8 protein-coding genes are annotated in these 12,538 nt (G+C 40.1%); 1 reads left to right on the top strand and 7 read right to left on the bottom strand.

Annotated elements, in window-relative coordinates; all coding sequences use genetic code 11:
- Positions 1-209 precede the first annotated feature (209 nt).
- The 3 genes from ABTP35_RS06000 to ABTP35_RS05990 form a co-directional block, all read right to left on the bottom strand.
- Complete coding sequence (locus ABTP35_RS06000; RefSeq protein WP_293298327.1) at positions 210-1,064, bottom strand: type II CAAX endopeptidase family protein; 855 nt, start codon at positions 1,062-1,064, stop codon at positions 210-212.
- A gap of 80 nt (positions 1,065-1,144) precedes the next feature.
- Positions 1,145-1,948, bottom strand: coding sequence for an RluA family pseudouridine synthase (locus tag ABTP35_RS05995; RefSeq protein ID WP_293298330.1), 804 nt, complete (start codon positions 1,946-1,948; stop codon positions 1,145-1,147).
- A 73-nt stretch (positions 1,949-2,021) separates the two neighbouring features.
- The gene (locus ABTP35_RS05990) at positions 2,022-2,966 is read right to left on the bottom strand and encodes a hypothetical protein (protein ID WP_293298333.1); all 945 of its coding nucleotides are present in this window, start codon (positions 2,964-2,966) and stop codon (positions 2,022-2,024) included.
- Positions 2,967-3,123: 157 nt separating this feature from the next.
- Here ABTP35_RS05990 and ABTP35_RS05985 point away from each other — a divergent pair, with 157 nt between their 5' ends.
- Entirely contained in the window at positions 3,124-3,834 is a 711-nt protein-coding gene (locus ABTP35_RS05985; protein ID WP_224836065.1) for an SDR family oxidoreductase, read from the top strand.
- On the opposite strand, the gene ABTP35_RS05980 is transcribed toward ABTP35_RS05985, so the two are convergent.
- From ABTP35_RS05980 to ABTP35_RS05965, 4 genes are all read right to left on the bottom strand, one after another.
- Positions 3,835-6,567: a PD-(D/E)XK nuclease family protein gene (locus tag ABTP35_RS05980; RefSeq protein WP_293298336.1), complete on the bottom strand. Its 2,733-nt coding sequence runs from the start codon at positions 6,565-6,567 to the stop codon at positions 3,835-3,837. It lies immediately after the preceding gene.
- Between the two features lie 62 nt (positions 6,568-6,629).
- Positions 6,630-7,988, bottom strand: coding sequence for an OmpA family protein (locus ABTP35_RS05975; RefSeq protein ID WP_224836067.1), 1,359 nt, complete (start codon positions 7,986-7,988; stop codon positions 6,630-6,632).
- A gap of 123 nt (positions 7,989-8,111) precedes the next feature.
- Positions 8,112-9,305: a glycine C-acetyltransferase gene (kbl, locus tag ABTP35_RS05970; protein WP_224836068.1), complete on the bottom strand. Its 1,194-nt coding sequence runs from the start codon at positions 9,303-9,305 to the stop codon at positions 8,112-8,114.
- Between the two features lie 14 nt (positions 9,306-9,319).
- Positions 9,320-12,439 (bottom strand): UvrD-helicase domain-containing protein, encoded by a 3,120-nt coding sequence (locus ABTP35_RS05965; RefSeq protein WP_293298340.1) that lies wholly within the window; start codon positions 12,437-12,439, stop codon positions 9,320-9,322.
- Between the last annotated feature and the right edge of the window lie 99 nt (positions 12,440-12,538).

Raw genomic sequence — 12,538 nt, 5'->3', positions numbered from 1 at the left:
GCACGCAATTTGCACGCAAATAGGTGGTTTTAATTGAAATCAAATAAACATAAAATTTTTTAAAATACTGAAAAACAAATAAATATGTGATTTTTTGATTCGATATAGTATAGTAATCCTCTTTCTGGCAGGCAAGAGGCCACCGGTTCGAATCCGGTATTCTCCACCAAAAATGTAAAAGCACCTCAAACAGGGTGCTTTTTTTTGTGCTATAACTTTTCCTTCCCAGCTTTTATCCAAAAGTAAACTGCAAAAACAGTTGTAACTATTGGAATCATAAAACCATATTCATCTATCCAAAACACAGTGTTTTCATTGGAAATGGTCAATGGTGTACAAATTTTCTGAATATAAATATTGTGAACTGAATGATAAATGGCGGCTGGCCATAGGCTTTTGGATTTAAACGTGAAATAGGCCAAAATCACAGATATGCCCATGATCATTATAGTGAAAGTACCTGTGTGCATTAGAAGGTTTTCTCCCCTTCCGTAAATCAGATTGATCACTGGGTAATGCCAAACAGCCCAAATAACGCCACTCACAATAGTTAGGGCTTTAAAAGACATTACTTTTCGCAATTCGAATATGAGAAAGCCGCGCCAACCTATTTCCTCTCCCAAGGTAGAGCCTAAGTTTTTAATTACTCCAACTGTCAACAGTAAAATTCCCATCACAGCTATTACGATGGATTTATTGGATTTTGCTATGCCCAGTTCGTTGCTCCATTCCGCAATGGTTTCTGGGCTCATAAAATTTGCAAAACCAAAAAGCCAGAGCAAAACATAGGCAACGGAAATATAAAGTAGAGGGGTTAGGTATGCGAATTTTACATATTTTGGATTCTTAAGACTCCAAGGTAAACTGGAAATAGGGCGTTTTTTGATTTTTAGGGTAAGAAAGGCTGCTAAAGCGGGAGAAATCATTAATAAACCTATATAGATACTCGTGGGATTTAATTTTAGAATTGCATAATATGCAATGGAACTAAATGCAATTAGAAGTAGTAAGAAGATGCCTATGGTACTCCACGCTTCTTTTTTCTGTGTTGTTGATTTCGTCATTTTATTTTTTTGATTGATTGTAATTTATGACGAGCTGGGCCAGGTTTTGTTACGGTTTTGTTCGATGGTAACATCAAACCTTATATTCGTTTATAATGAAATATCATCCCAAACTTTTCAGGCAGCACATCTGTTATTTTGATGGTTTTTTTAGTAAACGGATGCTCAAACTCCAAAGCGTGTGCGTGCAGGTACAGGCCCTTCCCTTTTAAAACCAACCCCTCTATCGCGTAATCTTTGTCTCCCAGAATAGGATGCCCCAAACCGTGAAGATGTTTTCGCAATTGATGCCTTCTGCCCGTTTTGGGACGTAATTCTACTAAATTCAATGTACCGAAACGTTCCGACGGCACGGATTCCATTACATTATAATCCGATTGGGAGGGTTTTCCATCTATCTCCGTGGTAACTGCTCCATTGGATCTCATCTTTCCAATGGTAACGGCATAATAGGTTTTGCAAATTAGCTTATCCTCAAACAGTTTGTTTAAAGCACGGATGCTAGTGCTCGTTTTGCCCACCAAAACAATACCCGTGGTGGCATAATCCAAACGGTGGACAGGTTGGGGAGTTACAGCATCTGATAGCGAACTGGGTTGTAGGTTCTGCGGCAAAGCATTGGCGATGGTCCTGAACTTGTTGCCGCTCACTTCAATGCCAGCAGGTTTGTGTATAGCGGCCAGATGGTCATCCTCAAACAATACTTTAAGGGGAAGTATAAGTTGCCTTTTGGGTATATTTTTTTGAGGAATGGATAAAACAATGTGTTCTCCACCAGAAATTATGGTCGCGGTGGTGGCATGTATTCCATTTACAGTTATATATCTTTTCTTTAAAGCCTTTTTAAGTGCCGATTTGGTGGGCAAAGCTTTAAAAATTCCCACACCATACTCCTGTAGCCGTTGGGGCTCCGTAATATGAGGAGCGGTATGGTTTTCAATTTGGTTAATGATGCTTCTACTCTTTAGTGATGCCCTTGATTTTTAATTGGGTCATATAGATTTTACTCAATCCATTATTGCTTTCGTACGTGTATTCTTGAAATTCCGATACAGAGTTGAATAACTTGGGGGATAGTTCGTTGCGACGACTAGTAAAATAGAGCGTTTGGTCTCCTTCGTGATAGAACGGGCAATATTCCATGTATTTGGTATTGATCGGAGCTCCAATATTTCTCGCTTTTTCCCAGTTTCCCCGATCATCTTTTACGGAAATATAGATATCCCCACTACCTAGACCATCCTCTTCGTTATATCGGGAAAAAAGAATAAAGTCCTCTTCTTTGGAAATAAAGGCATTGAATTCATACCCGGGAGTATTAATGTTTTTATCCAATAGTTGTGGTGTTGAATAAGAACCATTTTCCCAACGTGAGAAGTAAATATCATCTTTTCCAAGTCCGTTCGGCGACTCCAAGGTAAAGTATAGGTTGTTGTTTTTACTTAATGATGGATAAAATTCATTTAGGTCCGAATTTATGGGAGCGCCAATGTTTTTGGGCATGGACCATTCTTGGTCAGAACCACCTCGTTCCACATACCAGATGTCAAAATCTTTTTTTTCTTTGCTCAAGTCGTCCAATGGTCTATTGGAAACAAAGAATAATCGTTTTCCATCGTGAGACAAAAACGGTTCCAAATCCATATAAGAACTCGAAAAAGACATCAGTTCGGGCTCTGTCCATTCGTTTCCCTTTTTTTGGATAAAGGCGATTTGGGAAATATCTTGCAATGGGCTCTGAATAGTAAAAAATGCTTCGCTACCATTTTCTGAAATACATAAATCACGAACATTTAGGAATTTGTTCAGTGCGCTGTTAAATTGCGTAATGTCGTTTTGATCTTGTGCGATTGCCTGGTTCAAACAAAGTACCAGTAAAATTATCAATCTACTTTTTGCCATGGCTTAATAAATCATATCACTGACCGTAAATGTACCATATTTTATACCATGGTTTAGCGTGTCCTCCTTTCCTGCAACAAACTTTATCAACCTTTTAATATCTGTTTTTTGTATTTGGCCCATGCTTTTTTGAACTTTACTTCAAAACAAAATCAACATGAAATTAGAAGGAAAAGTAGCGTACATTACTGGAGGAACCAAGGGTATCGGATATGGGATTGCCGAAAGCTTGTTGGAGCAGGGCATGAAAGTAGCGATTAGTGGACGAAGTCAAGAAAGTGCCGATGAAGCTGTAAAAAGGCTGAATAAACCGGATAGGGTATTGGGCTTGGTATCCGATGTTTCCAAATTGGGCGATGAGAAAAAGGCCGTTGCCGCTGTTCTCGAGACATGGGGGCAGTTGGATGTGGTTATGGCGAACGCAGGAGTGGGTCATTTTGCACCGATCGATGAATTGGAGGACGATAAATGGCATCAGATGATAAATACTAACCTGAACGGGGTGTACCACACCTTAAAAGCATCCGTAGAGGCTTTAAAAACATCGGAAGGGTATTATATGACCTTGGCAAGCTTGGCGGGAACCAACTTTTTTGCCACCGCAGCGGGCTACAATGCCACAAAATTTGGCGTGGTAGGATTTACCCAGGCCGCAATGCTCGATTTAAGACAATACAATATAAAGGTCACCACGATTATGCCGGGATCGGTGTCCAGTAATTTTAACAACAACGACCCATCGGATAAAGATGCGTGGAAGATACAGCCAGAGGATATCGGGAAATTGGTCGTTGATTTGTTGACCATGCACCCACGTACCTTGCCCAGTAAAATAGAAGTACGCCCCACGCGTCCCGATTTAAAATAATTAGACCGCCTTTTCGATCAGGGGAATAGTAGGGTTGCATATTTCCTGTATAAGTAAGAACAAGTATTTTTCAAAGGTTGCAAGAGTATCCGAATGTATTCGGGTATTCTTCTCCTCTGAAAACGGAAACAGGCCTTTGCCCAAGTGCTTAAAGGATATAATGCCGGCCTGTACTTCGCCAATATTGTGTTTTTTGGAAAACAGATAAGCATAGCATAGCAATTGGAACGCTTTGCTCTTGTCGTAATCCGTGATCAGTTCGTTCCAATCTGTGACTTTTACATTTTTTGGCTCTACTTTACCGGTTTTGTAGTCGATAATGCGCACGGTTCCATCAAACTGATCTACACGGTCCAATGTTCCCTTTAGGGTGATCGGAAAATCGACCCCGGGAACTGTAATTATTTCTTCGTAACGTTCCTCGAGTGCCAATATTTTGATTTCGTGCCGTTTAAGTTGACGTAGCTCATCGTCCAAGAAATTGTGCAGATACTTGAGGATAACATTGTACACCAATAGAAACTTTCCTTTGGAAACATCGACCCCAGAGAGGTTTTGGGTGAAATGATGTTGCACCACTTCAGGCACTTTCTCTTTTAAGGATTTAATATGTTCTTCGGTCAAAAATTGATTAATGAGCGGTTTGTATAGCTGCTCTAGGCTATCGTGAATAATGGTTCCAAAAGTGTTGGCCGCAATATTTTCTTCCACTTCATCCAAATCATTGATCTTAAGAATGTTTCTGGTATAAAAATCGATTGGATTTCGAATATAATTGGTAAGCGAAGTGGGTGAAAAGCCTTTTTCTGTAAATGCCATAAGATGATCCATGAAACGGCTGTCCTTTTCCATTTGGATCAGTGGTTTTGCCTCAATGGATATTTTAGGGGTGGCAATAGTATGGGCTATGTGCGGTATAAGATTTTTATCGGTCAATAATTGGGAAATCAATCGGCTTTTTTCCCCACCTTCCAACACATCGGGTTCTGTATTGTAGGTAATGTAAATATTCTTGGCGCGTTGTATCAAACGGTAAAAGTGATAAACATAAATGGCATCTTTTTCCTTGTAAGTGGGCAGGCCATAATCACGTTTTACATCAAAGGGTATAAAGGAATTGTTTGACTTTCCTGAGGGAAGAATCCCTTCGTTCACAGAGGTGATAATGACAGTGTCAAAATCTAAGTTTCTGCTTTCCAACATTCCCATAATCTGGAAACCATTTAAAGGTTGACCGATAAAATCCAAGGATTCCATATTGGCCAATTGCTTAAAAAGATTTTTAATGGACCTGAGTTCTCCCACAAAATCCACTTGGTCCAAATATTGTCCCAATTGATTGAAAAGAGTATAGAATCTGTACAAGTATTCCAGTTCTAATGCATTTTTCTCGTTTTGATAAATGTTTTTTAACCGCTCAATGAGCCCTAGACAATTGTTTATCCAATCCATCGGCGATATTTTTCCTGAATGAAAAATAAGGGTCAATAAATCTTCTGCCTTGGGATATTTTAAAAGTGCTTCCTTGTTTATATAGAGTAGGTTACCTTCTTTAATATCTTTGGATAGTTTTTGAGCAAAGTTGCCGTGGTCTTCACCGGATAGGGTAAGTGTGTACGGATTGGAGAGCAATTCCAAGACACGTTTAAAAAACCATCCTTGGTCGGAAACATTTAGGTGTAATTCCAAATAGCTTACAAAAAAGGAATACAAAACTGTTTTGTCCAAAGGCATCCCCATGGTGATGTTTACCTCTGGGATGCTACTGGGAACAGCATTGAGCATAGGGTTTAGTAAAGTTTCGTCCGCAAGTACCAATGCAGTTTTGGTAAGGTCTATTTCCTTTGTTTCCCCTAACCTTTTTAATAGCTGGCCCACATATTTGGTCTGGGATATGTTTTTGGGAACCCCGGTTATGGTAATATTTTTAGGTTTGAGAAAATTATTCTGAGAATCTATTTTTTGACCGTGTTTGTAGTACGGCCAATTATTTTGATAGTTCCGGATGAACAATCCGGCGTCGTGTATATTGTCGTTTAAAAAGTAGGCGTCTATATCCCAATAAATATGGGCATTCCCTTGAGCTAGGCAATGTTGAATGATAGTTGATTCGGCCGCATTTAAGGCATTAAAGCCAATAAATATAATCGGGTTGGACCTTATTATTGGATTGCTTTCGTTTTTTAGGGCTTTTACGGCTTCTCTTTGGATAAGGCCTTGGTAACCTTTTTTTTGTTCTAACAAGGCGGTGTAGAAAGTATTGTAAATGGTTTCGAGGTTTTTCCACAGCTGTAGATAGTTCTCGATAAGCTCGGATTTATCCTTACTTGTGGACCAATGGTTAATTTCTTTGATGGCGGATAGATAGTTGAGTATATCCGAAGCGGGAATTAGGTAACCATCAATTTCGTTAAAATCTTGTAAGAGGGTCTGTCCCCAGTTTATAAAGGCTGCAAAATCATCGGAATCTTCTATGTTCGAGGATTTGTATACCTCGAACAGCAACAGTAATAAGTCAATATTGGAAACTTGTTTTAGATCGCATAGCCCTCCTATAAATTCTTGAATGGAGATTATTTCTGGGCTAAAAATGTTTTTTTCGAGACGGTTGGATATATGTTTTTTTAGGAAAGTGCCCGATCGTTTACTGGGCAATACAAAAGTACAGTCGATAAAGTTCAACTGTTTGTTTTGGAGGTCGTCCAGTACGTATTCAAGGAATGTTTGTTGCATGGACTAAAAATAAAAAAGGCCCCGCATTTGCGGAGCCTTTTTCTAGAAAACTTTGTTTCTGATTATTTTACCAAGTTGATTTCAACTCGTCTGTTTTGTGCTCTACCAGCTCTTGTGTTGTTGGTAGCGATTGGCTTAGCTTCACCGTAACCGATGGCAGTCAATCTATCAGCAGCGATACCTTTGTCGATCAAGAAATCTCTAACAGAGTTAGCTCTTTCTTCAGAAAGTTTTTGGTTCAATTTTTCGCTACCTACACTATCAGTATGACCTTCTACAGTAAACTTAGCGTTAGGGTACTCGTTCAAGATTTGGATAATGTCAACCATTACAGAAGTTGATTCTGCTTTGATAGAAGATTTACCAGTATCGAACAAGATAGTTCTAGCGTAGTCGTTCAACTGCTTTTGTACTTCTTCAGTTACTTCTGGGCAACCGTTGTTAGCAACAGTACCGGCAATTTCTGGACACTGATCATCTTTGTCAAGAACTCCATCTCCATCAGTATCAGGCCAAGGGCATCCGTCGTTTGCAGCAGGACCAGCTTCGTTAGGACACTTATCGTCTTTGTCAGCGATACCGTCACCGTCAGCATCAGGACAACCAGCTAGTGCAGGAAGACCAGGAGTGCTTGGACAAGCATCATCTTTATCGGCAACACCATCACCGTCAGAGTCAGGACATCCGTTCATTTCTTTAGATCCAGCTTCGTTAGGACATGCATCTTTAGCATCCTCGATACCATCACCATCAGAATCAGGACATCCGTTGAAGGCTTCTAGACCAGCAACTTCTGGACAAGCATCGTCTTTATCGTAGATACCGTCACCATCAGTGTCAGTACCACCAAATTTGATGCTAAGACCTGCCATGTGTTGGAAGTGTGTAATCAAATAATCTTCGAAAGCATGCTTGTATTGTGTTTGAAGCGTTAAACCAAGGTTGTCAGAGAACCACAAGTTAACACCAACACCACCGTTTACAGTACCGGCACCGATTTCATCGATCCAAGTATAACCACCACCTATTTCAACGAAAGGATCAATGGTAGTGTTTTTAAGGATGTTGTACTTGATAGTACCATCGATAGCATAGTGAGAAAGCTCATCTACTTCGAAGTCTCCGATTTTCTCGATTCTGTTCAAGGAACCTCTGGCTCCAACAGAAAATCCATCACCAACATATTTGGATACACCTACATAAGATACAGAAGGCAAAATATTCCAGTGATCGGATACGTTAAAGTACTCATCGAACAACGTAGTACTGGAAAATGGATTGTTACTATCGTTAGTAGGATAAGCGTCTATTGCATTCACCCCTATGCTTACTTGCCAGGGATTATTTTCGTCTTGCGCTTGTATGCTGTTGATCCCTACAAATACAAGAGCAACAACCAATAATTTGCTAAGATGTTTCATGCTCAAAATTTTAAGTTTAAGTGTTTATCAGCAGCAAATGTAAGTTGTTAAGACTTATTAACAAAATCTAAATTTCTTTTTTTTTGACTCATTTGCCAGAAGATTTATTGCATTTCGTCGAATTTAGATGACCTTTAACGATTTTCCCACCTTGGAAAATGCTTTTATGGCATGGTCCAAATGTTCTTTTTCGTGAGCAGCCGATAGTTGTACGCGTATTCTTGCCTTGCCTTTAGGAACTACGGGATAGAAGAATCCAATAACATATATGCCCTCATCCAACAGCATGTCTGCCATATTCTGTGAGAGCTTGGCGTCGTAGAGCATAACTGGCACTATGGCGGAATCCCCGTCGATAATGTCAAAGCCGGCTTCCTTCATGCCTTTTTTAAAATATTCTGTGTTGCTCTGAAGTTTATCGCGCAATGTGGTGTCCTTGTCTAACATGTCAAAAACCTTAATGGAGGCTCCAACGATGGCAGGTGCCAGGGAATTGGAGAACAGATAGGGCCTGGAACGCTGGCGCAGGAGTTCAATGATTTCTTTTTTTCCTGTGGTATAACCGCCCATGGCACCACCTAGGGCTTTGCCCAAAGTACCTGTTATAATATCAATTCGGTCCATAACGCCTTTTTCTTCCAAGGTACCGCGACCTGTTTCACCAATGAAACCAGCAGCGTGGCACTCATCGATCATTACCATGGCATCATATTTATCGGCGAGGTCGCAAATTTTATCCAATGGGGCCACTAGACCGTCCATGGAGAAAACCCCATCGGTGACTATAATCTTAAAACGGGCTCCATCTGCTTTGCTCTGTTTTAGTTGTACCTCTAGATCGGCCATATCATTATTGGCATACCTATATCGTTTGGCCTTGCATAAACGAACACCGTCTATAATGGAGGCATGGTTCAAGGAATCGGAGATAATGGCATCCTCAGCCGTGAGCAGGGGTTCAAAAACACCTCCATTGGCATCAAAAGCGGCGGCATATAATATGGTATCCTCGGTACCGTAGAAATCGGCAATTTTCTGTTCCAATTCTTTGTGGATGTCCTGTGTTCCGCAAATAAATCGTACCGAGGACATTCCAAAGCCGTGGGTGTCCATCGCATCTTTTGCGGCTTGGATCACATCTGGGTGGGAGGATAGCCCCAAATAGTTGTTCGCACAAAAATTAATGACCTCTTCACCAGTGGAAATTTTTATGACAGCACCTTGAGGTGATGTTATGATGCGTTCTTTTTTAAAAAGGCCAGCTTCTTTGATTTCTTCCAGCTCTTTGGTTAAATGTTCTTTAATTTTTCCGTACATATCTTTATTTAGCTTTATACAAAAATAGGGTCTATTTCTTGGTCAATATAAACAATAACAGATTCTTTGATGTTATAGCCCATATCTCTCAACACATCTGCGTAGTTGGCAATCTGCTCTTTGTGCTTGGGAGATGGTTTGCCGGTTTTGTAGTCGATTACGTAGGCATTATTGCCATCCAGTACAATTCTGTCCGGGCGTAATGATCGACCATCTGTGGTTAGAATTTCCTGTTCGTTTAAAATTTGATGGTTTTCCAGGAACAGCTCTTTTAACTTTGGGTGGTTGACCACCGCCATTATTTTTTGTTTGATGTCGACAGTTGCTCCTTTGGGAAAATGCCCCTCGATTTCCAGCTGTTCCAAAATCGGGTCAATATCTTTTGCTGTTTCGATTTTACTTAGAACAAAGTGTATCACATTTCCCATTTCTATGGCTTCCAAACGCTCATCGTCCCACATGCGGCCAGATTTGGTGGAAATGGCAAAGCCAGTATCTTCTTTGGGCCGCGTAAGGTATGGGATATAGTTTTCGGTTGACTCTAAAGTCGAAGAAGATTCATTGTTTACAGGAAATGTACCAATGGTAAAAACACCTTTCTCGGATTCAGATAGGTTTTTTTGCTGAACATACCATTGAAAAAGATCTGGATAGGAGGATGCATCTTCGATAGTAACAATTTCTTTTTTACCGGATTCTGTAATTACGAACAATCCTTTTACGGGGCGGGTAAGGGCCACATAAAGGACATTCATTGCATCCAACAAGGACTTTTGTTCCACTTCCAAATACTTTGCTTGTGTTACGGGGTTGTACTCCAGCATATCGCTTTTGGTATTCAAAAGAAACTCATTCAGGCCTATCTTGTCTTCTTGAGGAGTGGCGGCAACCCACGACTTTTTGTCCCTTTTGATCAATGCCGCACTGGCAAATGGAAAAATCACAAAAGGAAATTCTAGTCCTTTGGCTTTGTGAATCGTCATTATTTTTACCGCATCGACCCCATCTGGAGCAGCTATGGACAGGGATTCTTTTTTTATTTCCCAATAGTTAAGAAAGGCATACACGCTGGGTCCTTCCCTTTTTTCGAGATCGAGCACCTCGTCCATTAAAAAAGAAATGTGCGCAACGGAACCTTGGTAAAGCTCAAAATGTACAATTGCGGTTTCCAATATGGTGAGTACGGGTTGTCCCTTTAAATCAACAAGGTTAAAACTATATTGGGATGCCAAGAATACCGCTATATTTTCCAAATGTCCGGAAATAAACTCGTGGGCACTATTTTGATCAGGGGATAGATACCTTAATATATGGTATGCTGCTTCCCGGTCTTTTAGGTTTTCAAAAATTCGAAGAACGGATATCAAAAACCTCACTTTTTCATTATTGGCCAATAATAGAGCATCCGAAGAAATAATAGGGATTTTGTGTTGCGCCAAATAATCCGCTAACAACATGCCCTTTTTGTTATCGCGGACCAGCACACAGATGTCGGAATAAGCATATTCTTCCGAAATAATGTGTTGAATATATTTTAGGGTCTCATTACAATAAACGTGATCTTTGTCCTTCTCGTCCTTGTCCAAAAAGCTTATTTGAACGTAGCCACCGGGCTTGTTGTGCGTTTTTTGATGAGAGTAGTTCAAAAAGAGGTTTCGATAATCTTCATTGGCAAGCACAGGAGCCGTTTCTGTAAAAAAGCTATTGTTAAAGTTGACGATCTCGTCAAAACTGCGCCAATTCGTATCCAACGAACGAACACTTGGTTCCACAACAAATGGGTGCGATTTTCCATTGATCAGGTTCAGGAACTGTTCCGCCCTGCCGCCTCGCCAGCGATAAATGGCCTGTTTTACATCGCCCACCAAAAAAAGGGATCCCCGTTCTTGTTTTTCATCTTCACTCTCCAGGGCATTGCCAATTAACGGTACCAAATTTTCCCATTGCATTTTGGAGGTATCCTGAAACTCATCTATAAAATAATGGCGGTATTTTTCGCCCATCCGCTCATAAATAAAAGGTACAGGTTGGTTTTTGATTTCTTTGGAGAGAATTGCGTTCAGTGATGTAATGGGAACAATGTCACGATCTAGTTCTATGTTCTTGATTTCCTTGGCGATTTCGTTCAGGACCGTCATAGGCACTATGTTGCCATAAATGTTTTGGAGAAAACTGCGCCGATAGATGAGTTGTTTTAGTTCCAAATAATGTTGTAAAACAATAATGGCCAAATTGGTGACATCCCTTTTGTCGTTTGCTTTGAGTAATTTTCCTTCAACCAGATTGGGCTCCAAGGTTTTACTGGTATATATTTTACCGGGATTAAATTCACTTTGGGTTATTCTTTTAAAATGATTGGGCAAGGTTTGTCTGGGAAAATCTGAAAGATCAAATCCTTGATTCTCTATTTCTTGAAGTGCACTTTGAGCCAATTGCACCACTTTTTCCTCAATCGCCTTGCTCTCTGTTGCTATCCGTTTTTGGATTTCCTTAAAATCATTGATGGATTTTTCACGCAAGGGCTCCACATGTTCGGCATGGTTTTCTTGAAACAGCAGCTTTCCAATTTCCATTAAATCGTAGGTAATGTCCCAACTTTTATCATCATCAATTTTTTCGAGCGAAAAGGAAATCAAAACCTCTGTAAGGTTCTCGTCGTTCCCGGCGCGCTCTAATAATCTGCCAACAGCTTCTTCCAATAGGACGTCCGTGTTGAGTTCCACTTCAAAATTTTGTGATAGATGAAGGTCTCTTGCAAAGGTCTTTATGATCTTATGGTTAAACTTATCTATAGTGGAAATCTCAAAAAAAGAGTAGTTGTGGAGAATACGCTTTAAAATGAGTTGCGATCTTTGCCGTAATTGTTGTTCGGACAGGGAAAGTTCGTTGCAAATGGCCCAGAACAGACCGTTCTGTTTTTCTGGTACAACATCTTGTCCGAAAGCAAAAAGGTTGTCCAAAATCCTGGATTTCATTTCGTCAACTGCCTTATTGGTAAAGGTAATGGCCAAGATTTGACGGAATTTTATGGCGGAATCGTTGGAAAGCAATAATTTTAGGTAGGTTTTGGCAAGGGCATATGTTTTGCCCGAACCTGCAGATGCACTGTATATTTTAAAATTGGAGCCGTCCAAGTGTATTTTTCTTGCAAAATAAGGATTCCCAGCTTGATGTTAACATGGTTTTAGCGGAATATAAATGTTAAAACTTGTATTTTTACCTAAATAAAGTAA

The organism is Flagellimonas alginilytica (genome assembly GCF_042134605.1).
In the GTDB taxonomy this organism is placed as follows: domain Bacteria; phylum Bacteroidota; class Bacteroidia; order Flavobacteriales; family Flavobacteriaceae; genus Flagellimonas; species Flagellimonas alginolytica.
This window is presented reverse-complemented; position numbering and strand designations above follow the sequence as displayed.